The sequence below is a fragment of the Streptomyces sp. M-16 genome, from assembly GCF_052114405.1.
Lineage (GTDB): Bacteria > Actinomycetota > Actinomycetes > Streptomycetales > Streptomycetaceae > Streptomyces.
Map to the genome: position 1 here is coordinate 74,361 of NZ_JBFRER010000011.1, position 22,524 is coordinate 96,884.

General features: G+C 66.8%; 15 protein-coding genes, 1 tRNA gene and 3 pseudogenes. 14 read left to right on the plus strand and 5 right to left on the minus strand.

Annotation, left to right across the window (positions count from 1 at the left end):
• Positions 1-284 precede the first annotated feature (284 nt).
• From AB4039_RS08155 to AB4039_RS08170, 4 genes are all read left to right on the plus strand, one after another.
• Positions 285-437 carry a hypothetical protein gene (locus AB4039_RS08155; RefSeq protein WP_442270399.1) on the plus strand — a complete coding sequence of 51 codons (153 nt, stop codon included), beginning with the start codon at positions 285-287 and terminating at the stop codon, positions 435-437.
• 105 nt (positions 438-542) lie between these two features.
• Positions 543-1,727 (plus strand): tyrosine-type recombinase/integrase, encoded by a 1,185-nt coding sequence (locus tag AB4039_RS08160; protein ID WP_442270384.1) that lies wholly within the window; start codon positions 543-545, stop codon positions 1,725-1,727.
• An 11-nt stretch (positions 1,728-1,738) separates the two neighbouring features.
• Positions 1,739-4,327 carry a tyrosine-type recombinase/integrase gene (locus tag AB4039_RS08165; RefSeq protein WP_442270385.1) on the plus strand — a complete coding sequence of 863 codons (2,589 nt, stop codon included), beginning with the start codon at positions 1,739-1,741 and terminating at the stop codon, positions 4,325-4,327.
• Positions 4,324-4,911, plus strand: coding sequence for a DUF6262 family protein (locus AB4039_RS08170; RefSeq protein ID WP_442270386.1), 588 nt, complete (start codon positions 4,324-4,326; stop codon positions 4,909-4,911). The genes AB4039_RS08165 and AB4039_RS08170 overlap by 4 nt, the downstream gene beginning before the upstream one ends.
• Before the next feature lie 16 nt (positions 4,912-4,927).
• Here AB4039_RS08170 and AB4039_RS08175 read toward each other — a convergent pair whose 3' ends face one another.
• Positions 4,928-5,554 carry a hypothetical protein gene (locus AB4039_RS08175; RefSeq protein ID WP_442270387.1) on the minus strand — a complete coding sequence of 209 codons (627 nt, stop codon included), beginning with the start codon at positions 5,552-5,554 and terminating at the stop codon, positions 4,928-4,930.
• A gap of 63 nt (positions 5,555-5,617) precedes the next feature.
• Positions 5,618-5,995: a hypothetical protein gene (locus AB4039_RS08180; protein ID WP_442270388.1), complete on the minus strand. Its 378-nt coding sequence runs from the start codon at positions 5,993-5,995 to the stop codon at positions 5,618-5,620.
• A gap of 206 nt (positions 5,996-6,201) precedes the next feature.
• Here AB4039_RS08180 and AB4039_RS08185 point away from each other — a divergent pair.
• The 6 genes and pseudogenes from AB4039_RS08185 to AB4039_RS08210 all read left to right on the plus strand — a co-directional run.
• Positions 6,202-6,426, plus strand: a pseudogene (locus AB4039_RS08185) (hypothetical protein); the annotation flags it as partial.
• Between the two features lie 477 nt (positions 6,427-6,903).
• A complete protein-coding gene (locus AB4039_RS08190) occupies positions 6,904-7,425 on the plus strand; it encodes an HIT family protein (protein WP_442270389.1) in 522 nt (173 codons plus the stop codon).
• A gap of 41 nt (positions 7,426-7,466) precedes the next feature.
• Positions 7,467-8,816, plus strand: a complete 1,350-nt coding sequence (locus tag AB4039_RS08195; protein ID WP_442270390.1) for an integrase — start codon at positions 7,467-7,469, stop codon at positions 8,814-8,816.
• On the plus strand, positions 8,807-9,463 hold the full coding sequence (locus AB4039_RS08200) for an ATP-binding protein (RefSeq protein WP_442270391.1): 657 nt from the start codon (positions 8,807-8,809) through the stop codon (positions 9,461-9,463). Before AB4039_RS08195 ends, AB4039_RS08200 begins: the two co-directional genes overlap by 10 nt.
• Positions 9,464-9,762: 299 nt before the next feature.
• Positions 9,763-10,416, plus strand: a complete 654-nt coding sequence (locus AB4039_RS08205; RefSeq protein WP_442270392.1) for a hypothetical protein — start codon at positions 9,763-9,765, stop codon at positions 10,414-10,416.
• A 60-nt stretch (positions 10,417-10,476) separates the two neighbouring features.
• The gene (locus tag AB4039_RS08210) at positions 10,477-12,798 is read left to right on the plus strand and encodes a Tn3 family transposase (protein WP_442270393.1); all 2,322 of its coding nucleotides are present in this window, start codon (positions 10,477-10,479) and stop codon (positions 12,796-12,798) included.
• A gap of 276 nt (positions 12,799-13,074) precedes the next feature.
• On the opposite strand, the pseudogene AB4039_RS08215 reads toward AB4039_RS08210, so the two are convergent.
• Positions 13,075-13,330, minus strand: a pseudogene (locus AB4039_RS08215) (cation transporter dimerization domain-containing protein); the annotation flags it as partial.
• Between the two features lie 439 nt (positions 13,331-13,769).
• Positions 13,770-16,355, minus strand: a complete 2,586-nt coding sequence (locus AB4039_RS08220; RefSeq protein WP_442270394.1) for a glycosyl hydrolase family 28-related protein — start codon at positions 16,353-16,355, stop codon at positions 13,770-13,772.
• 699 nt (positions 16,356-17,054) lie between these two features.
• Here AB4039_RS08220 and AB4039_RS08225 point away from each other — a divergent pair.
• The 3 genes and pseudogenes from AB4039_RS08225 to AB4039_RS08235 form a co-directional block, all read left to right on the plus strand.
• Positions 17,055-17,307: pseudogene (locus AB4039_RS08225) on the plus strand (ADP-ribosylglycohydrolase family protein); the annotation flags it as partial.
• A gap of 154 nt (positions 17,308-17,461) precedes the next feature.
• Positions 17,462-18,151 (plus strand): recombinase family protein, encoded by a 690-nt coding sequence (locus AB4039_RS08230; RefSeq protein ID WP_442270395.1) that lies wholly within the window; start codon positions 17,462-17,464, stop codon positions 18,149-18,151.
• A gap of 547 nt (positions 18,152-18,698) precedes the next feature.
• A tRNA-Met gene (locus tag AB4039_RS08235) sits at positions 18,699-18,772 on the plus strand.
• A gap of 66 nt (positions 18,773-18,838) precedes the next feature.
• Here the strand turns inward: AB4039_RS08235 and AB4039_RS08240 are convergent.
• On the minus strand, positions 18,839-20,662 hold the full coding sequence (locus AB4039_RS08240; protein ID WP_442270396.1) for a hypothetical protein: 1,824 nt from the start codon (positions 20,660-20,662) through the stop codon (positions 18,839-18,841).
• Positions 20,663-20,812: 150 nt separating this feature from the next.
• Between AB4039_RS08240 and AB4039_RS08245 the strand changes: the two genes are divergently transcribed.
• Positions 20,813-22,524 (plus strand): hypothetical protein (locus tag AB4039_RS08245; protein WP_442270397.1); only part of this gene is annotated, 1,712 nt, incomplete at its 3' end.

Genomic DNA, 22,524 nt, shown 5'->3' on the forward strand with positions numbered 1-22,524 from the left:
CAGATCGTCTTCTGGTGCGAGGACGGGCACCTGTTCCGTCCGGGGGATCCGGTGGAGCTCTACGACGGCTGACGACTGATCGCGAGCGGCGAGTTCCGCTCCCCCGGCAAGGACCACGGACCGCTCCGCGATCGTCCGGTCACGTGGTCGGGGGACCGGGGTACCGTCACGACAGGCCCGGTGTCCTGGGTGCGGAAACCGCGTAGTTGCCGAGTTCGCGGTGCAGGTATCGTCCGGTCTCCCGAGCCGCCGCACCGGCGGCCTAAGTTCAGAGAGCGATGCAGATGACCAGCCGGCAAGCAACGACGACCCTGTGGCGCCCCACCGGCCCCAAGGAGCTGGATCTGGTTCGGAAGCTGAACTGGCGTGCCTGGCCGCCCCGCCTGCCCGAGCAGCCGATCTTCTACCCGGTCCTCAACTTTACCGACCGCGGGTAGTGCTGCCCGTGATGTCCGGCTGGGCCTGTGACCAAGACGTCATGGGCTCGTTTACCGACCGGGTCCGGAGCGTCCGTCATGTTCCGGTGTCGGTACGGAGGACGAGTGGCACGGCGAGTGGTGGTCGGGGACCTGCGGGTCCAGCGGATCGAGCGGAAGGACGGGCGGCGGTCGTGGACGATCGTCTGGCCTGAAGGGGCGGTGCATGCGGAGGCCGACCGGTTCCTGCGCACGCACGACGGTTCGGGGACGCAGAAGACGTACGCGTACTACCTGGTGGACCATCTGCGGTGGCTGGAGCGCGAGTGCCTGGCCTTCGCCACGGTGGTGCTGCGGGATCTTGAGCGCTATATGGGCATCGTCGGCGCGGAGGTCCGGATTCCGCTCGGTGAGCCGTGGCGGGCTGGTAAGCGCCCGTACGGCCGGGCGGCACTGTCGACTGCTGCGGCCTGCCTGAAGGGCTTCTACCTGCATCAGGCATCGCTCGGCATCAATGGCGAGCTCGGCAAGAAACTCGGCGTGACCCGGTTGCCGTCCCAGGTGGACCGCCGGCGCTCGTTCCTCGGGCACGTGAAGGGTGCGATGCCCGCCAACCCGCTCGCTCCGCGAGGGCCGCAACGCCGGCACCCGAAGATGCTCCCGGACGGCGCTCGCGAAGCGCTGCTGGCGACGGTGAACTCGGCCAGGGACCGGCTGGTGGTGACCTGGCTGGCCGACGGCGGGCTTCGGATCGGCGAGCTCTGCGGGCTGCATCTGGTCGACCTGCACCTGCGCGAGAACGCAGCCTGCGGCGAGTGCCGCAGCCCGCACGTCCACGTCTGCCACCGGCCCGGCAACCCGAACCGGGCGGAGGCGAAGACCAAGCACCCGTGGCGGATCGAGGACGGCACGGTCACCGGCGGGCTGATCAAGCGGGTCAGCCCCGCGATGGTGCACACCTACTTCGATTACCTCACCGGCGGCGAGTACCCACGCGACCGCGCCGGGCACGGGATGCTGCTGGTCCAGCTCCACGGCGTGGGCATCGGGGAGCCCTGGGCGACGGTCGCAGCCCGCAGAATGCTGGGCAGGGCCGGGAAACGCGCTGGCCTCGGGCTCGTGAAACCCCATGCCTTCCGCCACTCCTTCACCTCGGCGGTCCTCGACGCCTCAGACGGCAACCTGCTGATCGCCCGGGACGCAGGCGGTTGGGCCTCGGCCACGATGGTGGATGAGGTCTACGGGCATGTCGATGTCCACGATCCGGCCTTCGATGCGGCGCTCCGTGCGGTCTGGGGTGAGTCGAAGTGAGCGCGAGGTCCTTGCTGCCGATCCACACCGACCGGCCAGACCGTCAGGGCCGGGACCGGCTGGAGATCCTCACGGCACTGATTCACAGCCCGTCATTCGACCCGGTCTTCCGGGAACAGGTCATCCGGATCCCTCGCGGCCACGCTGTCTATCGGTGGGAATGCCTGATCAACCAGTGCGAACGCGTCCGTGACGGTGGAACTGACCTGTGCTCGGTGCACCGCCGGGAGTGGAACGAGGCCAAGGAACGCGGCATCGGGAAGGCCGCCTTCGTCACGGCGGCCGAGCCGCTCGATCCCTCGGAGTGGATCCGCGAGGAATCCTGCCGCGTCTGCCCGCGGCGGCCCGCGGCTCACACCGCGACACGACTGTGCGTCCGACATCAGACTCGCTGGCTCTATCTGCGCAGGTCCGGAGCCATCGAGGAGTTGGACTTCGCCCGCTGGCTGGGAGAACAGGAACCTCTGACGGGCTACGGAGAATGCCGGGTGGCAGTCTGTCCCGGCCTGGCCTACTCCCCGCTGGGGCTGTGCTCGGGACACCGGCACCGCTACCGGCTGCACGGTAGTCCTGGCGGCGCTTCGCTGCCCGACCACTGGTGGCATGCCTACGAGCGCATCGGGCAACCGGTCCCGGTCGTGATGGAGAACCGGGAGGAGTTCCAGGGTTGGTGCGCCTCGGTGGCGGCTGTGACGTGGCCGGGGCAGGTCAACCTGCGCGGGCTCCGGCCGCTGCTGCGGGCCGAGATCCAGTGGGGCATGTTCCGGCACGCTGAGCAACCCGAGCCCGGCCGCTGGGACCTTGAGTGGATCCAGCGCATGGTCAACGTCTGCCGGCAGAGCCGGGTCGACTCGCTGGTCGAGCTCGATCTGAGCGCCCTGGGCGGCTTCTCGTCCAGCATTGTCAGGGAGATGCGGCGGGAGTTGCAGCTGATCTACTTCACACCTGACGAGTGCCGTGAGGCTGGGTTCTTGGAGACGGACCACTTCGGTGTCCGGTTCGACAAACGGGCCAGTCACATCGACCTCACGGCCATCCCGCAACGCTGGCTGCGAGACTTGCTCTGGGACCATCTCGCTGATCTGCTACGGTCCCCGCGCTGCCCCAGGACCGGCACCGCAGTCGACAACCTCCGCCGGGGAGCCACCGAACTGGGCGCCTTCTTGGAGGTCGATGCTCCCGGCGGAGGCCACGATCCCAGCGCCTTGTGCGCCGAACACATGCAGCGCTTCGTGGCGGACCAGCGGTGTCGGGAACGAGACGGCCTGCCCTCGATCGCGCTGACTGACTCGACGGGCAAACCGCCCACGGTGACCACCCACACGCGGCGGTCGGTCTTCAACAGCGTCCGGCGGGTCCTCCGGGGCGCGCTGGAGGCCGGCGCCGCCGAACGGGTGGGTCTGGGGCGGGAGTTCATCACGTCCATGCCCGCCGGAGGCGGGGCCCCGCTTCGAGCCCGGCGGCCGTTCCCGGACGAGGCGGCCCGAGCACTCGCCGATGGGACGAACCTGCAGCGGCTCGCCGACGCCTACGATCTCAGTGACCACGGCCTGCGCGATGTCTGGGAGACGATCGTCACGACCGGGCGCCGCACCAGCGAGGTCTTGAAACTGCGGTGGGACTGCATCGGTCGCTACGGCGGCCTGCCCATGTTCTGGCACGATCAGACCAAAGTCGGCAACTACGACGCCGCGATCCGCATCCCCGAGAGTCTCTACGAACTCCTGGCCGAGAGGCAGCGGAAGACCCTGGAGAAGTTCACCGCCCGACATGGACGCGGCCCTTCTCCCCAAGAACGCGAGGCGATGGTTCTCTTCCCCCGAACTACACGCAACTCGCTGATGACGACCTCGCTGTCCTACACATGGTTCATCCGGGGCTTCCGACTGTGGGTGGACGAACTTGACCTCGGCCGCCTGGTCCCGCACCAGGCCCGGCACACACTGGCCACGAACCTGCTGCGGCACGGCGCCACTTTGACCCACATTCGCCGCTACCTCGGCCAGGTCTCCGACCGCATGGCCGAGCACTACGTCCACCTGACCAGCTCCGACCTGGAGAACGTGCTCCAGCATGTTTGGGTCGCCGGCCCCGGTACCGCCCAGCCCGGCGAACTCCTGGCCGGGGAGGGTAGTCCACTCACCCGCGAGCAAGCCCAGGCTCTGGCGATCGACCTGTCCCGCCGCAGCACCCCGGCCGAGGGCGGGTTCTGCACCTTCCAGCCCGTCGTCGATGGCGGCGCCTGCCCCTGGAACCTGGACTGCCACAACTGCGACAAGTTCGTCCTGTCCGGCGCCGACCTCCTCTACTGGCGCCGGAAGCGCGAGCAGTGGCGACTGTTGGCCGAAGGCTCACCCGACGACGCCACCGCCAGCTACCTCCATCAGCACTTCGAGCCCACCGCCCGCGCCATTGACGGCCTGGAGAAGGCGTTGGCCGGCCTCGGTCTTCTCGACGACGCCCTTGCCCTGGACCTGCGCAAACCCCAGGACTACTTCCAGCGCGTGTGGTCCACCGCCTTCCGCGCCACGGACCTGGCCGAGGTAGGAGACGGACAGGACGACGAGTACGACGCCACCGACGGAGACGACCACGTATGAACAACGCCACCGTTCCCGAACCCCGTACGGCAGCTGCCCTAGCGTCCCGCCGCCGCAGAACCGAAGCCGCGGTCCAGCGGGTCCACGACGCCATCAACCGGCTCCGCCGTGAGAAAGCCCAGGTCAGCGTCGCCGCTGTCGCCCGCCGCGCGGACGTCTCCCGCACCTTCCTCTACGACAACTCCGAGGCCAGAGTCGCGGTCGCCACAGCCATGGCTGAGACCGGCGAACGTCGGAATCAGTTGCTTGCCGACCAGGACGACGAACGCCAGGCAACCTGGCGTGAGCGGGCTCTGAACGCTGAGGATGCCCTCAAGGCCACACAAGCCGAGATCCTTGCCCAGCGCACTCGCATCGGCGAACTCCTCGGCCAGGTCCGCGACCTGGAAGCCGAGTGGACCGAGGAGGCGATCCAGCGGATCACAACCGAGAACACCACCCTCAAGCAGCGTGTCCGCCAGCTCACCACCGACAACCGCACCCTCGATGAACGGCTCAAGGCAGCCCGCTCCAACCTCCGCTTCCAAGACCGGCGCGTCGCCGACCTCGAAGCCCAGATCACGGCCCCGGAATCGGCGACGTGATCCTGTCTGGATGCCGCTACCGGTAGAGGACCTCTCGGTCAGTTCCACCATCGCGGAGGCCCCGGATGATGACATGGCCAGGGCCAGCAGGCTCAGAGCAGTAAGTACCATGCAGGTCGAGGTTCTCAATGTTTGAGGGCAGGGCAGAGGCGTAACCGACGTACGCCGGATCGAGAGCGAATGTCACGCTCGTGCCGCTTCCTGCCGGAGGCTCGAACTTCTGCGGGGCAGTGAGCGGCCGGATACCGGAGAGGTCCTGGCGGAAGCCACGGCCGTCGCACCACATCTCTACGGCTGCCCGCTCGCACAGTGCCGCCGCGGCGGCTGGGAGCCACCACTCTGCGCGGAGAAGGGACCCGTAGTAACCGAGGGCGGGGGCCCCGGCTCCTTCCCAGGTATGCGGCTGATCCGTCGTCATCGTGAAGCTTAGGTTGCCGGTGATCTCGACGACGGTGCGCAGGGTGTGCTCTCGTCCAACACTCGTCGCTGGGTGAAGCGCGTGTCTCGCCACGGCGCACAGCACTGAGGCTGGCAGGCCTGGGTCTCCCTGCCCCACGCCGAAGTACATACTCGGCCTCTTCCATACGGAAGCATCGAACTCAAGCACCTTGATCTGAGCCGCTTCGTACGTGTGATCCGTCACGACCACACGCTACTTGCCTGTTCAAGGCAGCTGAAGCCCTTCGACCGCCGCACGAAGCGATCGTCACTCGCCCTCGGCATTCATCTCCTTAATGAGTTCGGTTTCGTCGATGCCGGGCTTGATCCCGATGTCGAAGGTGTATCCCTCGTCGCAGAAGACCAATTCGACGTCCTGAGGGATGAAGCGACGGAACACACAGGCCAAGCGCGCGGCATCCGTCAGAGAGGCATCCAGGTACAGGCACGTTCCGTCTTGGTGCAGGTATGCCTCGGCGGTGCCTTCTTCCGTCTCGACAGTCCATCGGAAACTGCACGCCTCGCTGCGCTCCGACTCATCGACCTCAACCTCGGCCCAGACGCCCTGGATCGCCAGTGTTAGCGCTACGGGATCGGCCCTCCACGAGGTCGACGCACCATCGATCAGAGCCATGAACGTCGCCATACCGATGTGTCTATCACCGTCATGTTGGTGGAGCGAGGGCAGGGGCGCGCTGGCACAGTCCTGACAAGTGCAGCTTGACCCCGCCGGGAGTACCCACGAGTCCACCCAGATGAGCTACAACAACGGCCCCAACTCGGCGTCACGGACATGTAGCCTATGAAACGTCGCAGTTCAGAGCCAGAATCCGAACTCCTGCGGTCGGTAAACTCAACGAGGACTATGCGGTCAGGATCGCGCGGGACTGGAACGTCAGGCACGACGGCGCCGGCTTCGTCACTCGTTTCGAGGTCGAGTCGGAGTTCTTGAGCCGGTATCCCGTCCAGCAGGCCGGCGGGCAGACGATCCTCGAACTCTGGGTTCCGGCCGAGGAGCTGGACGAGTTCAACGCCCACATCGTCGGCGAGATCCAGGTGGTCCACGAGTTTCGCTGAGGCGAAGGCTTGCTGACCGGGCATGCCGGCCGGGTTCGGTGATCCCGGCGTGGCTGGTGTCGTCACCGCCGCAGGACCGTGCTGCGGCTGACCGGCGCTCTGAGGACACCGGTCAGGCGGGCGCCGGCACGACCCGCGAGCGCGAGACCTACCGCGGCCGGCATCGACCGCAGCCGGTCAGCCCGCTGACCGTGCCGGCGGGTCAGCACCGGTACCTGCTCCACGAAGGTCTGCCGCCCGCCCACGGCGTTCGGGCAGGTCCGAGCCGGCCAGACGACCTCAGATGTCACTCGGCGTGCGCACATCACAAACCTGAGCCAGAGCCACGACCCGTGAACAAAGCCAGGAGGCAGGCCGGCGGGGCTTGAGGTACCTGTGCGGCGGCCGCGTCCGGGGCCGGGGCCGGGCGCGGGCGCCGTGCGGGTCGTCGGCCTCCCCCGGAGGGCGGGGGCGACCGTTCTGACAAGGTCTGATCGCATGGACTGCACCTTCTGCCGACTGCTACGGGACGACGCCGCCCGGTGGGTGACGCGCGGGCCCGTGGTCAGCGCGTTCGCTCCGCTGGATCCCCTCGCGCCAGGCCACACGCTGGTCATTCCCACGTCCCACTGGACGGACATCTTCGACGCTCCACCGGAGGTCTCGGTGCACGCGATGACGCTGGTCCAGCTCCTTGCAGGGAAGATGCGGAGCGAGCTGAAGGCCGACGGTGTGAACATCCTGAGCGCCAGTGGCCCGGGCTCGGAGCAGTCAGTACCTCATCTGCACTTCCACGTGGTTCCGCGCTGGTCCGACGACACGTTCACCACCTGGCCCACGCAGCAGTGGAACTCCGGGGTCGTCGAAGGACACGTCAACCGGATCAGGATGCTGAACGCCAGATGTTCGGCCGTGCAGGCTTCGAGCTCCTCCGCAAGCGAGTCCTGCTTTACGCATGACACCCGGGCACAGCTCTGGCTCGTCAGCACAATAGCCTCAGCCTGTGACCCTGAGCCGTAGACAGCTCGCTGGCCAACCAGCCCGACGGAGTCTTCGACCAGGTGACTGTCTGCCGCCCGGGCGAGCTGATGGAGATCGACTCCACGCCCTTCGACGTGCTGGTCAGACTCGACAACGGGGTCGTGGACCGGTGCGAGCTGGTCGGCATGGTCGACGTCGCCACCAGGTCGATCACCGCGGCGGTGCTACGGCCGACCACGAAGTCCGTGGACGCGGCACTGCTGCTGGCCCGTTCGGTGACCCCGGCACCGATGCGGCCGGGTTGGCCGGAGGCTCTGCGGATGGAGCACTCGGTGCTGCCCTACGAGCGACTGCTCTCAGTGGACGAACGGCTGCGGCACGCTGCCGCGGTCCCGCCGATCACCCCGGAGACCGTCGTCATCGACGGCGGGAAGGCGTTCTTGTCGAAGAACTTCCACACCGCCTGCAACGCGCTGGGCACTGAGGTGATCCACGCGCCGCCCCGCACCCCGACCCACAAGCCCCACATCGAACGGACGCTTGCATCTGCGGCCTCGCTGTTCGCCCAGTTCCTTCCCGGTTACACCGGACGCTCCACCGAGTACCGCGGACGCAGGGTCGAGGACGAGCCGCTGTTCTCGCTCCACCAGCTCCAGGAACTGCTGGAGCAGTGGATCAGCGCGACGTGGCAGAACAGGCCCCATGACGCCTTACGTGACCCGCTCGCACCGCGGCGAACCTTCTCCCCGAACAGGAAGTACGCCGTGCTGGTCGAGACGGCCGGCTACCTCCCGCTGCCGCTGACGGCCGAGGACTACCTGGAACTGCTGCCCGCCCGTTGGCAGGCCGTCAACTCCTACGGCATCAAGATCAAACACAGGATCTACAACTGCGAGGGCCTGGACGGGCTGCGGCGGGAGAAGTCCGGGATCGCCGAACGGAAGGGCCTGTGGGAGGTCCGCCATGACCCCTACGACATCCGGCTCGTCTGGCTCCGAAACAACCGCGGCGGCGGGAAGTGGATCACTGTTCCCTGGCGACTGCTGTCGACCGCACCAACCCCGTTCGGTGAACTGGCCTGGGACCACGAGAACCGCAACCTGCGCGAACAAGGCGAACAGGTCGCCGAGGGCGCCATCGCCAAGGCCGTCGGTGACCTGATGGAGCGGGTGGTCGCCGGTCCCGAAACCGCCCTGGCTCCACCCCAGCCCGCACGTGGCCGCAACAACCGCCGGGATCGCAAGGTCGCCGCCCGCACCCAGGCCACCGGCCGGCCCGCATGGCCGCGGCCCGAACACCCGCCGGCCCCGCCACCCGAGCCAGCGGCCCCGGTCAGGGACGACGAGGAAGCCGAGACCGACGAGCCGCTCGCCGACATCGTCCCGCTGAAAGTCTTCGACGCACGCAAGGAGGCCAAGAAATGGTGGTGAACACCCGGGAGTTCGGGCAGCCCGAGGACCGCCGGATGCCCACCACCACGTTGGAAGGCTGGCGGCGCTTTGTCGACGAGGACCCGATCGCCTTCGACCTGCTGCCCGAGGACGAGTGGAAGGATCTTGACCCTCGTTCCCGGAACGAGTACGACGAAGCCCGGGTCAACTACCACTCCGAGCTGGTCATCGTGGAGACCCCGACCATCCGGGACGTCCTCCATCAGGGCCGACTACTGACTCTGGTCAATCGCAGGGAGATCAGCGCTCGCCGAGGGCTTATCGTCTCCGGGCCCTGGGCAACGGGCAAGTCCACCGCGATGAAGCAGCTGGGACGGGCCCATGAACTGCGAGTTCGCCAGCGGTTCCCCGGGCACGAGCGCATCCCGGTCGTCTACGTCTCCGCACCGCCGAACGGATCCCCGCGCAAGCTCGCCACCCGTTTCGCCCACTTCCTCGGCCTGCCGATGAAGGCCCGACACAACGAGATGGACATCGCGGACGCCGTCTGCGAGATCCTCACCGACGCCCACTGCGACCTGGTGCTGGTGGACGAGATCCACAACATCAACATGGCCACCTCGACCCTCTGGCACTGCTCGACGCCATCAGCGGTCTGTCCGGGCACCCCCGCGACCGGCTCCTGAAAGCCCTGCCCGACCTGAGGACTCCGGACCTGACCCGCCGCCTTCCGCCGGCCTGCCACCCGCTCGACCGCGGCTGGCAGGTCCAGGCCGTCTGCACGCTCTGCCTTGCCACCAAGGGGATCTCCACCCGGGCCCGGCACTGGGTCCGCAACACCACCCGCATCTGTCTCCGCCACGGCCGCTGGACCGACACCTACCACGACCAGTTCGACATCCGGCCGCTGCCGGAGATCATCCAGGCCCAGCACGACCACCACCGCCTAGCCCGCGAACATGGCTGGCAGACCGCCGTGCTCGCCATGCGGCAAGCCGCAGACTGGTGCTGGCGATGGTGGGACGGCCGCAGGTTCCGGAAACAGCGTGACCGCAGACTGCGGCACTTCATCCCGCCCGGTGCAGGCACCTACCACGAGGACCCCCGCCTCATCGCCAGCGCCTACCCCGACATCGTGGCCCTCGCCAGCCTCCTGGCCTCGCCCGAGCTCCGCAGCCTCCCCTTCACCGGCAGTCCCCAGGACTTCAGCCGCTTCATCCGCGAAGTCCGCGCACGAGCCGCCCCCGGCTACCGATACGAGGGCGCCGGCGTCGCGGACCCGCTCGTCCGCTGGATCGAGGAAGAGCGCTACTACCGCACCCTGCCCAACCACCCGTTCCCGATGCCGAACGAGCCCCGCACCCACACCCCGGACCCGCTGGACCACCTCACCCGCCGACGCAACGATCTCCTCACATCCGAAGCTGACGACCGGGGCCGTTGCGCCAGCTGCGGCACCAAGTTGAAGGCCCCCAAGTCGAGTACGCGGTTCTGCTCGACCGTCTGCCGATCGCGCGACTGGAGACGCCAGCAGCACGACCGCGCATTCCGCGATGCCTCCTCCCAGATGCAGACGAGAGAGTGCCCGGTCTGCGGCGACGGGCCGGTGCGACCGTATCGTGGCTGCCGCTCTGCGTGAGGCTGGGGAGTCGCTGACGGCCCTGATCTCCTCGCGACCACGGAGAGCGTGGAGCGGATCATGGCTCTGGTGGCCGGTGGCGCCGACCGGGACGACGCCGGACTCGCGGGCGGTGGCAGAGAGGGTGAGGACGCGCCGCCGGTGCTGGGGACGGTCAAGGAGGCTCCGGGCAACGTGAGCCTGGAGACGATGCTCACCGAGATCGACAAGCTGCTGACGGTGCGGGCGATCGGGCTGCCGCCGGATCTGTTCATCGACGTCGCGCCGAAGGTGGTGGCCGGCTGGCGGGCGCGGGCCGCGGTGGAGTCGCCTTCCCACCTGCGGACGCACCCGGTACCGCTGCGGGTGACCTTGCTGGCCGCGCTGCTGCACGAGCGGGAGCGGGAAATCACCGACACGCTGGTGGAGCTGCTGATCTCCACGGTGCACCGGATCGGGGCGCGGGCGGAGAAGAAGGTCACCGAGCGGCTCATCAACGCGTTCAAGAAGGTGTCGGGCAAGGAGAACATCCTCTTCAAGCTCGCCGAGGCGTCGCTCGGCGCCCCGGAGGGGACGGTCCGCGAGGTCGTGTTCCCGGCGGTGTCCGGGGGCGAGGTGACGCTGCGGGAGCTGGTGCACGAGTTCAAGACCCGCGGGCCGGTCTACCGGCGCACGGTGCAGACGACGCTGAAGGCGTCGTACACCAACCACTACCGGCGCGGACTGATCAAGCTGCTGGACGTGCTGGAGTTCCGCTCCTCCAACCATGCTCACCGGCCCGTGATCGAAGCGTTGGCGCTGGTGGCCAGGTACGCGAGCGCCGGGAACACGACGTACTACCCGCTGGGCGAGACGGTGCCGGTCCACAAGGCGATGGGCGGGGGCTGGGCGGAGGTCGTGCATCGTACCGACAAGCGGGGCCGGCGCCGGGTGGTGCGCATGGTCTACGAGGTCGTCGCCTTCCAGGCCCTGCGCGATCAGCTCAAGTGCAAGGAGATCTGGGTGGTCGGCGCCGACAAGTGGCGCAACCCGGATGAGGACCTGCCGCAGGACTTCGAGGCCCGGCGGGTGGAGAACTACCGGGAGCTGCGCGAGCCGCTGGATCCGGCGGTGTTCGTCAACGAACTGCGCGAGCAGATGACGGCCGAGTTGACCCTGCTCAACGACGGGATGCCGAAGCTGTCCTGGCTGGACATCGCCGAGCGGAAGTCCGGGGCGATCCGGCTCACGGCGGCCGAGGCCCAGCCCCAGCCGCGCAACCTGCGCAGGATCAAGGGCGAGGTACAGCGCCGGTGGGGCGTCGTGCCCCTGATCGACATGCTCAAGGAAGCGGTGCTGCGGACCGGCTGCCTGGACGCGGTCACCTCTGTCTCCGGAGGTGGCAGCCTCTCGGCGGCGGTGCTGGCGGAGCGCCTGCTGCTGGTCATCTACGCGTACGGCACGAGCACCGGGATCAAGGCCGTGGCGTCCGGCGGCCACGGGCACACCGAGGACGAGCTGCGGTACGTGCTCCGGCGGTATCTGTCCGCCGAGGCCGCCCGCGCCATCGCCGTCCAGATCGCGAACGCCACCTTCACCGCCCGCAGCACCGAGCTGTGGGGACAGGGCTCGACCGCGGTCGCCTCCGACTCCACGCACGTGCGCGCCTACGACCAGAACCTGTTCACCGAGTGGCACTCGCGCTACGGCGGCCGCGGGGTGCTCATCTACTGGCACGTGGAGAAGAAGTCCCTGGCCATCCACTCCCAGCTGATCAACTGCACCGCCTCCGAGGTCGCCGCGATGATCGAGGGCGCCAGGCGGCACGGCACCACCATGGACGTCGAGGCCAACTACACAGATTCGCACGGCCAGTCGGAAATCGGGTTCGGCATCACGAGGCTGCTGAACTTCGACCTGCTGCCGCGTATCAAGCGGATCAACAAGGTCAAGCTGTACCGGCCGGCGGCCGGTGAACCGGACACCTACCCGCAGCTGACCCCGGCACTGACCCGCCCGATCCGCTGGGAACTCATCACCCAGCAGTACGACCAGATGATCAAGTACGCGACCGCGATCCGTACCCGTACCGCGTCCACCGAGGCGATCCTGCGCCGCTTCACCCGCAACGCCTCCCACCCCACGTACGCGGCGATGCTGGAGATCGGCCGTGCGCAGAAGACCATTTTCGTGGCCCGCTACCTCAGGTTGCGAGACCTCCAGCGGGAGATCGAGGAAGGTCTGAACGTCATGGAGTCCTCCAACGGCGCCAACTCCGTGATCGCCTACGGCAAGGGCGGAGAGATCGCCTCGAACCGGCGTGACGAGCAGGAAATGTTCGTCCTCTGCCTGCGGATTCTCCAGTCCGCTCTGGTCTACGTGAACACCCTCATGCTCCAGGACATCCTCGACGAACCGGAGTGAGCCGCACTTCTCACACCCGCCGACCGGCGCGGCCTGACCCCGCTGTTCTGGTCGCACGTGCGTCCGTACGGGGAGGTAAACCTCGACATGGACACCCGCCTGAACCTCACTGCGGGCTCGACGGTTCCCCGCCCTCGTACCGCTGCGGCCGTCGAGCAGCCGGTGCTGAGCCGCACGGCTCCGTGAGTGCCCCGATTCCTGAACCTGGAGGGTTGTCGGGGTTCAGACCTCGGTGTGGTGGGCGAGCGCGGCGTCTGGTTTGCCGTGGCCCTCGGTCTAAACGGGGTGGACGGTGCCAGCAGTCAGCCGGGGAACGGCGTGGATGAGGCATGTTCGGCGGCGACCGCGAGTTCGTGGGCCTGGACCACGGTGAGCTGCGGGGCGACGACGAAGTCGGCTTCGGCGCCCAGTGTGTGGCCGATCCACGCGCATGCGGACCTGTCCGACGTCTCGGGCGGGCGTCGACATCGCGCAGGGCGTGCTCGGCCGTGATGACCAGATCGGGGTCGACGGAGCCCATCAGGTGCCGGTAGCCTCACGGGCTTTTCGAACGGCGCGGGAGCCTGGGGCGTTGCAGCAACCTTCTCCCCAAGCGCCTCGGCCGGACCAAACGCTCGACCGACACCCCGTCCGCCCCCTGATGCGGAGGGTCTTCTCGTGTCGTGCTTGTGCGGCCTGCCCACAGCCGCCCGCCATACGATTAGCGACGCCGCGAGAGGCCGAACTGACCCTGCCGGCCTGCTCATCCGTGGAAAAGCCACGCGTTCCCTGCACGGTGTCATACCGTCACGACGCGCTGTGTGCTCCCATAGTTGGCGTGGCTTTGGCGACACGAGAGTCATCCTTGGAACACTCGCCGCCTTCGAAGCGCCACCGGCCCGCTGTGTCGTCAACGTTCATCACGCTCAGCTGACCCACTGACGGATTCGACGAGATGCGGCATCACCGATATCAGTTCCGTCCGCCTCCGCCTATTCCAACAGGTGCGCCTTTCTCATCTTGTCAAGAAGTGCGTTGAAATCAGCCTTCAGCTGGTCAATGTTCTCCGCATTCGAGTTCGTCTGTTTTTCCGCGCGCTGCGGAAGCGGTTCAAGGAACTTTTGTTTTGCGGTATCATCCAGATCATCCAAGTCCTTGAGCGTCTGCCAAATTAGGTGCTTGTCGTGAGTCAGGCTTCCAGCACTCTGGGGTTGGTTGTTCCAGGGATCCTGCTGACCGGAGACATTGTCCTTCGGGTCCAACGGGCCACCGGTGGTGTAGGCGGTCAGCCGATACAGGAATCCATTGGGGTGCGTCGGCCTGACGGTTTGCCCTATGGGGTAGTGCTTCCCGCGAACCCAGGCAAGAGCCAGCCGTCCCTGTCCGCACGCAGCCTTCACCGTCCACCCGATCGGGCCATCGCGCCCTGTATCTCTAACGCCATTGAGGATCAGATCACCCGGGAGGTAGAAGTTGCAGCTACCCACCTTGGTATTGAAGGGAGTTCCGCCAGTAACTACACAGATTCGCCGCTCACCGTAGATGTAGTTTCCAATCCAGGCTTCCGGAAGCATCAGCGCGCCGGGAACCGGACCGTTTTCGTATGCGGTTTGATAGTACGTATGGAACTGCCCATTACTGATAAGGGACGTTTGAATCCTGCCCCTGAGAGGGTTACGAGGCTCGAGAGGGTTGTCAGGATCCGGAGCTGGATTGACTTCGGTACGGAAGAGGGAATCCCCCGCGCCTTCCAACTTGCCGTCCACCGTCATAGACTGAAAATCTTGAATGATCCGAGAATTTCCATTATTTCCGAGGGTGTTGGACGTTACGACCGTGGGCTCCAGTTCACCCAAGCACCGCCACTTCACACCGCCCTCTGGTGTGCCGTCTTGTGTCAGGCTCCCTTTCGTTGTGTTCCAATTAGGTTCACCACTGTCGCCAGGAAGAACCACCCCGCGTGTACGCCCGGCATTTTGCGCTAGATATTTGTATCCTTGCGCTATAGACCCTTCCCCGCCAGTCCTCAGCTCGCCCTCGTCGATGTCGATCCCACCGGAGACGATCCGATACAATTGCACTTCGGAAAAGTTACTGAGCACTTTCAGGGCAGAGGGTCCAGATCCTCCTCTGACGGGGCCATAGCCCCAGTACGTTGAGTCCGGGGTGATATCCATGTCCCCTCCGACTACAGCGATATGCCCTCCCTTGAATACCGCTGGTGCATTCCCCTCGGCGTAGCAGCCGACGAACACAGAGTACGCCGGAGAACTACCGCGCTCGCAGCTGATGTTTCGGTGCTTGTTTGCGTCCGTGTGACACGAAACGAAGGTGCAGCCCAAAAACGAATTGTCATGAATTCCATCACGCCCATTATCTGTGGCGGAAACATTCATGACCAGCATGGTATTGGTATTTTCGTTACCCTCGCTGCCGATGTCGAGCCCATGCTGGCCATTTCCGTAGATAAGGCAATCCCGTATCTGTGTGAGGTTTGCATTAACTTCCGGTGTGAAGCCAGCCTTCGGGTAGCTTGCGTATATCGTTATTCCGTTACGCCTGAAGCCGGCGATCCGCACCTTTTCGATCCACGTGCCGCCCGCCAGAACTCGTACGCCATCCATCTGCGGGGGTGGATAGACCTCGGTGGCACCCCTCCCTTGTAGGGGTTTCGACTCGAGGGTGAACTGGCGAAGCACAGCATAGTCAGCACGACCGCGGTCGGGCGATCCGGTCCCGGTCGAATAGCCCGTCAGGGCAATTGCGCAATAAACGGCCTCTCCGGCGCCTGTTGCTCCGATTTGACCGATACTACCTCCGATACCTTTAGGACGTGGAATAGTCCTGGTGGAGAGGTTGAAATCTGCGCCGCTGCTTGCAACACCCACCATTATGCGAGAAGTTCCTCTGAAACCAAAGCCGGCTCCCTCCAGAATGCAACCGTTCGAGACGACAAGAGGCTTCGTAATCAGGTAGTCGCCCGGAGGCAGGTAGACGACTTTGCCGTCGGAGAGCGGGGCATCCGTCATCTTTCCGAGTCGCATTGCGCAGTCCAGGGCACCTTGTAGCGCGTCCGTGTCGTCTGCAATTCCATCCCCTGCCGCTCCGAAGTCGAGCACGTTCAGCCGCGTGTCGCGGCGGGGCCGGATTGTCACCATACCCGAAGCGTCACAGTCACCGATCCAGTTCGGAGCGCTGACGCAGGCGTTATCCGGAGCGTTAGCGCGCACGAGTTTTCCCGAACTGTTGACGCCAACCGCGCAAGGCTTTCCGGGGCCTAGGCCGCCGAAAGCAGCGCCGCCTATTTGGAAAACAACACCGCCTATTTGAACGTCGACGTCCTTTGTGGCGAATGCCTTCCGCAGAGCAATCCCGAAGAGCGGAAGGGTATGCAATGTCTCGTCGTCGGGGTTGTTGCTCTGCTGGACGGCAGGGGTGACGGCAGGGGTGACGGCAGGGGTGACGGCAGGGGCAGGGGGGACGGCATGGGTGGCCGGTACTCCGGTGATGCGGACCACTTGGCCGGCTGTGATGTCCTGTGCGGCTTTCATGGTGACGGTGACGGTGGCGACGTCCATCGGAACTTCTCTTCCGTTGAGACTTCGTTGGCAAACGCAGGTCCATGGAACACGTCAGTTCCGGGGCGGCCTCAGCGGAGGCCGGGCGGTGGTCCGCGCTAATCGGCACCGGGGTATTACTGAACCCTCTATGGGCGCATCCTTCAACGATAGACGCACCGGGTCGTGTCGGCGATCAGAAACGCCCCTGAAGATCACGCACCACCTCCGGGGCGCCCTGGTCCGGCACCGCAAAAGGCGACGCCAACGCGCCCGTGGTGACGCCCTCGTTTCCATGAACTCAGGCCCCTCTCCCACCTCCCGGATCGGCGCGTCCGGCCAGTTCGACTCAAAGACGGTGCAGGCTCTCGCCGCAGGGTTTCGACTGAGTTGCTCGATGTTCGGTTCCTGACCACGTGAGTCCGAGCAGGCTGAGCGGTCGGCGGCATCGCGGGCATTGTGCCGAAGGGCGGAAGCGATGCTGGTCTTGCCGGTCAGGCGGCGGGCACCGATGGCCAGGTCGCCATCCCGGCGCGGGAGTTTAGATCCGGGCCGCCTGCTTCAAGTGGTGATTCTTGAAGTCATGTTCGAAAGGGCTGGCCGCGGATGGAGCCGCTGGCCGGCCGTAGCCGCCCGATGTCCTGCCGAGCGGCATACCACGCTGAAAATTGCATGTGTGTGCTGCCACCCGGCAGTTCAGGCTGCTCACGGCATGAGGTGGCCGTCTGGCCCTGCCTGCGCTCCGCCGTCTGGGCCCCGCGTTCTCCTGCCAGCTTCGAGGGTGCGATACGCGCGGCGAGCGACCTCGGCGGTGACACGGACGCCGTCGCCGCGGGGCAAAGACCTCGCGGGGGCGTACTACGGGCTGGATGCAATCCCCGCCCACTGGACCCAGCCGTTCCACGTTCCCCACGACGGACGTGTGCTGTACCTGGCAGATTTGCTCCACCTTGCACACCCCCTCGAAGGCTGAACCGGGTCTTGCTCATCAACCGACCGATTGATGAGCAAGATCGATAAGTGGCCGGCGCGTGACCGGATCGACGCCGGATCATGCCCATAAAACGGTGTCAGAAAGTCGATGTGCTCAAGAACTTGAGGGCACCCTTTTCTGTACGATCTGGCAGGTGCAGCCACCCCAGGATGACGACGCCGCCGATCTCCTCGCCCCCGTTCCGGCCATACGGACCGGCAGCCTCGTGGGATACGCACGCGTGTCCACCAAGGGACAGTTGCTCGACCGGCAGATCCACGCACTCACCGAAGCAAGGTGCATCCGGATCTTCTCCGACAAGAAGTCCGGCAAGAACGCCGAACGCGAGGAACTGTGGAAGGCCCTCGACTACCTGCGCGAAGGCGACACCCTCGTTGTCCCGTCGCTGGACCGGCTCGGCCGCTCCATCCAGGACCTCATCGCGATCGTGTCCGGCCTGCGCAAGCGCGGCGTCGGCTTCACCTCGCTGCACGAGGCGCTCGACACGACCACGCCCGGCGGACGCCTGGTCTTCCACGTGTTCGCGGCACTGGCGGAGTTCATCCGCGAACTCATCGTGCAAGGCACCAACGAGGGCCTGGACGCCGCCCGCGCCCGCGGCGCCCGACTCGGCCGCCCGCCGGCGATGACCGAGGAGCAGGTACGTCACGCCCGCGACCTACTCGCCCGCCCGGAGAACACCGTCACCTCGATCGCCAAGCTCCTCGGCGTCTCCCGCAACACCATCTACAACTACGTGCCCGAACTCAAGGGTGGTCGCCTCGCACTCGCTGAGGCGACGAGCACGCCGGAACTGCCCCAACCCACCAGGTCAGAGGACTGATCACCGCCGTTTGCGGCTGGTGACAGCGTTCTTACCGGCACCCCAACTGGGCGGCCGATCAGGTCCGCTTCACCGGAGCGTGGGTCCGGGGCGGCAGCAGCCGCCAGGCCGTCATCGTCCTGGTCCACGTCGTCACCGCGCCGCGCACCAGCTGGCGCATCATGCACGCCCCGGCCACCGATACGCGGGCACCGACGCCCGTACGCGATCCGGACTGGGCCGCCCAACGCACCCGCACTGACCAGGGAGACACAGCATGAACACCGACGGGGTGACCAACCTCGCCACCGCCGACTCGGTCGAGGAAGCCGCGGTGAAGGTGCGCCAACCGACACCGGCGCCGCGCCATGGACGATGGTCATCAGCAGCGACAAGCGGCGCGGCCGGCTGGAAGCGATCCGCAGCCTCAGTGCCACATCGACTACGACCGGAAGGACGAAGCGGTGGTGAGCCGCCCCGGCCCCTCGTCGACGGCGCCGCAGGACACCTGAGCAAGTCATAGCTCGTCAGGAGCGGTCCGGCGGTGCCGTAGAGTGGGGCTCACCGACGCGGGGTGGAGCAGCTCGGTAGCTCGCTGGGCTCATAACCCAGAGGTCGCAGGTTCAAATCCTGTCCCCGCTACTGAAATCAGAAGGCCCTGGATCCTCAAGGATCCGGGGCCTTCTGCCTTGTCCGCCGTGTGTTGGATCAGCCGACACGGTGGAAGGTGAATGAGCGGAAGAAACCGCCGTCATCCGCCCATTCGACGTGGAGGGTGTTGCCCTGGGATTGGGTGACAAGGCGGGTCGGGGTCTGGKTGCAAAAGCGCTGTGGTTCGGACGCCGTGACCGTCTCGGGGCTGAAGGTCAGGGTGTCGCCGATGGAGGCGAGTACGGAGAAGCCTTCGCAGTGGTGGGCGTCGCCGTCCCAGACGAATTCGGCCCGGGCGTGGCCGGGTGATCCCCCGTTGATCGTCATGCGCACGGATGAGGTGGTGTCGTTTCCGTCCTGGGCGCGCCATGTCCCGAGAAATGGTGTGGGGATCGTCTGGGTTTGTGGCGCGGTGCGGTGGAGGGTGGCTGTGGTGCCTTCGGATTTCCAGGTGAGTTCGGTGTCTCCTTGGCGACGAAGTGTGATGTCTGCGTTGGTGGTGCAGAGGTGGCTGGGGATTCCCGAGGTCGGGTTTGTTGTGAGGACGAGCAGTGTGCCGGCCGAGATGAGGGTTCCTTTTGACTGGCAGAGGGAGCTGGCGGTCGACGTCAGGATGTCCGCGGTCTCTGCACCCACCGCGCCCTTGCGGATCTCGATGCGGCGCAGGGTAGGGGCTTTGTCTCCGGGCTTGGTGAATTCGCCTTGCCATGTGCCCAGGTAGTCGTCGGGGACAGCCGTCACGCTGGTCTCAGTCGAGCGGGTCGGATTCGGGGGCGAAGTTGGGTCGGTCAGCTCCGGGCTGGGGGACGGCGTGGGCGATGCCGGAGGTGAAGGGCTCGATGTCGGGGGCGGCAGGGAAGCCGCAGGGGCCGGTGTGGGCCGGTTCGCCTGTTCCAGCGGGGGTTGCTGCCCGTTTCGCACGAGGGTGACGGCGGCCACCGCTGAGAGGGAGGCGGCGAGTGTCACGGCAACGACCATCATGACGATCAGGCGTCGGCGGCGCGACCGGTCAGAGGGTGGCGAGACCGCGGTGGGGCTGTGGGGCGGGGAGGTGAGTGCCAGAGTTTCGCGGGGGGTGTTCTGTACGGCTGTCGGCTCGAGGGCGTGCACACCCGCTGCTCGGGCGCTGAGTAGCCGGGCTGCGGCGTACTGCTCAACCAGTGCGGCGCGGGAGACGATCAGGATGGCGGAGGCTTCGCGCGAAGCTGCCGTGTAGGGCACAGGAAGATGTTCACCGCTGCCGGGCCGGACGGCGTCGTCGGCACGGGGTGCGGCGTCTGCTGCAGCGGATGGGTCGTGTGCGGTGGCTTCGTCACGCACGCGCCGCACAGCGTCTTGGACCAGGCGGACTTGGTCCAGTCGGTGGTGTGCTTCACGCAGATCACCGGCGGCCTGATCGGCGGCGGGAGCCAGAGCGACCCCCTCGGCGCCCGATGCCGTGCCGGGCGGTGAGGGCATCTGGAGGCCGGCGATGACGCCAAGGAGGATGTGAACCAGCCGCTCCGCGTCCTGCAGAGCCGCAGTGGCCTGCGCTGCCGCCTGTGCCGCCGTCACTCCCTCCACGGCGGTGCTCGGCTCGTCAGGGGCAAGAGGCTGCTGTGCGGCGATTGCCTGCTCGTGGAGGCGCTGGGCCAGCGCCCATCTCGCGGCGCGCGCTCGCTCATCTCGCACCAGTTCATGCACGAGGCGTTTGAGCAGGTGCAGGTGGATCGTCTTGGTCCCGGAGCGGTACTCGCCCCAGCTCGTCTTGCTGATCTTGTACCGCTCCGCGAGCTCGCGGACCGTGAAGTCCTGGGTCAGATCCCGCAGGAACACCGCGAGCTCATTGGCTTCATCGGTTTCCCCCTTGGGCCCGCCCTGTGGACGGCCGGCCTTCACCACAGCGGCACTCCCCCGGTTGGTTGTCCGCGTTGTCCGCTCTTCCGTGTCGCCTGAACTGCGGTAACGGACAACGCCTCTTGATGGACAATCAGACCAGGTCGGACCGTGGGGCTCCAGCACTTCCCAGACAAATTCCCTGGAGCGTCTCCTGTGGCCCACCTCCTTTCCCGTAACCGAACGAAGCCCGGACCCGGCACGCCACCGGCGCGCCTGCGGCGCATCGGTGTCCTGCTCGCCGGCGCGATCACGGCCGGCCTGCTCTCGGCCGCCCCCGCCTCCGCGGACCCCGCCCCGGCCGCCCCCATCACCCTGGCGTCGGTGACGGCGACCGCTGACGACCAGCTGTACGCGCTCGCCGCCGACCACACTGCCGTCTACCGCTGGAACGGGAAGGACACCGGCTGGACCAAGGTCGGCGGACCCGCCCAAGACCTCTACGCCGGCGGAGCGGGGCTCTTCGCCACCAGCCTCGGCAGCGGAGCACTGAACAAGTACAACGGGCAGCCCGGCGACTGGTCCCAGATCGGCGGGGCGGGCGCCGACTTCGCCGTCACCAGCGACCACCTGTACGGCCTGAACCCCGACCGCACCGCCGTCTACGAATGGAACGGGCAGGGCACCGACTGGACCAAGGTCGGCGGACCCGCCCAAGACCTCGAAGCCGGCGGAGCAGGGCTCTTCGCCACCAGCCCCGACGGCAAGCTGTACCAGTACAACGGGCAGCCGGACACCTGGAGCGAGATCGGCGGGGCGGGCGCCGACTTCGCCGTCACCAGCGACCACCTCTACGGCCTGAACCCCGACCGCACCGCCGTCTACGAATGGAACGGGCAGGGCACCGACTGGACCAAAGTCGGCGGACCCGCCCAAGACCTCCACGCCGGCGGAGCAGGGCTCTTCGCCACCAGCCCCGACGGCAAACTCCACAAATACGACAGGCGGGCCGATACCTGGACCGAGATCGGAAACGCGGGCAAGGCGTTCACCGTCGGCAGCAGTCGCCTCTACGGTCTCGCACCCGATGGCAACAGCGTCCACCGATGGAGCGGCCAGGGCGCGGACTGGACGGCCCTCGGCGCGCCATCGGCCCCCGGCGCGCCGGTGCCTCAAGCGGCGGACCCCAGCCCGGAGCCACAGTCTGCGCCGCCGGGAATGGGGTCAGAAGCGCAGGACGGAGCAGAGGCTGAATCCGTGCCGGAAGCGGGATCTCCAAGCTCCGTACGGGGGGCTCTACCTGACATCGCCGGTCCTGAACTGTCCGTGACAGCCAAGGGCGATCTCTACGCGCTCGCGCCTGATCACGGCAGCGTATGGAAGCACGAGGGTGACAACCACTGGACGAAGATCGGCGGACCCGCAGAGTCCGTGCACGCAGGGCGGCTCGGAGTCTTCGCTCGCCATCCTGATACCGGCGCCATCTATCGCTACGACGGCGAAATCGGCCGTTGGAGTCAGATCGGAGACGCCTCCGCCGATCTCGAGGTTACGGGTGATCACCTCTATCGCCTGTCCTCCGACCGCTCGGCGGTCTTCGAATGGAGCGGTCAAGGGTCCGACTGGACGAAGATCGGCGGACCCGCCGATCAGCTGTACGCCGGCGGCGCCGGTCTGTTCGCCACCCGCCCCGACACCGGCCACCTMTACCAGTACGACGGCACACCCGACCACTGGACCGAGATCGGCACCCCCGGCGCCGCCTTCGCCGTCAGCGACGAACACCTCTACGGCCTGTCCCCCGACCGCTCGGCGGTCTTCGAATGGAGCGGTCAAGGGTCCGACTGGACGAAGATCGGCGGACCCGCCGATCAGCTGTACGCCGGCGGCGCCGGTCTGTTCGCCACCCGCCCCGACACCGGCCACCT

What these genes read in the sequence shown, in the direction of transcription:
- AB4039_RS08155 (WP_442270399.1), top strand. Translation starts at nt 285, where the DNA reads ATGACCAGCCGGCAAGCAACGACGACCCTGTGGCGCCCCACCGGCCCC.
- AB4039_RS08170 (WP_442270386.1), top strand. Translation starts at nt 4,324, where the DNA reads ATGAACAACGCCACCGTTCCCGAACCCCGTACGGCAGCTGCCCTAGCG.
- AB4039_RS08180 (WP_442270388.1), bottom strand. Translation starts at nt 5,995, where the DNA reads ATGGCGACGTTCATGGCTCTGATCGATGGTGCGTCGACCTCGTGGAGG.
- AB4039_RS08190 (WP_442270389.1), top strand. Translation starts at nt 6,904, where the DNA reads ATGGACTGCACCTTCTGCCGACTGCTACGGGACGACGCCGCCCGGTGG.
- AB4039_RS08200 (WP_442270391.1), top strand. Translation starts at nt 8,807, where the DNA reads ATGGTGGTGAACACCCGGGAGTTCGGGCAGCCCGAGGACCGCCGGATG.
- AB4039_RS08205 (WP_442270392.1), top strand. Translation starts at nt 9,763, where the DNA reads ATGCGGCAAGCCGCAGACTGGTGCTGGCGATGGTGGGACGGCCGCAGG.
- AB4039_RS08210 (WP_442270393.1), top strand. Translation starts at nt 10,477, where the DNA reads ATGGCTCTGGTGGCCGGTGGCGCCGACCGGGACGACGCCGGACTCGCG.
- AB4039_RS08220 (WP_442270394.1), bottom strand. Translation starts at nt 16,355, where the DNA reads ATGGACGTCGCCACCGTCACCGTCACCATGAAAGCCGCACAGGACATC.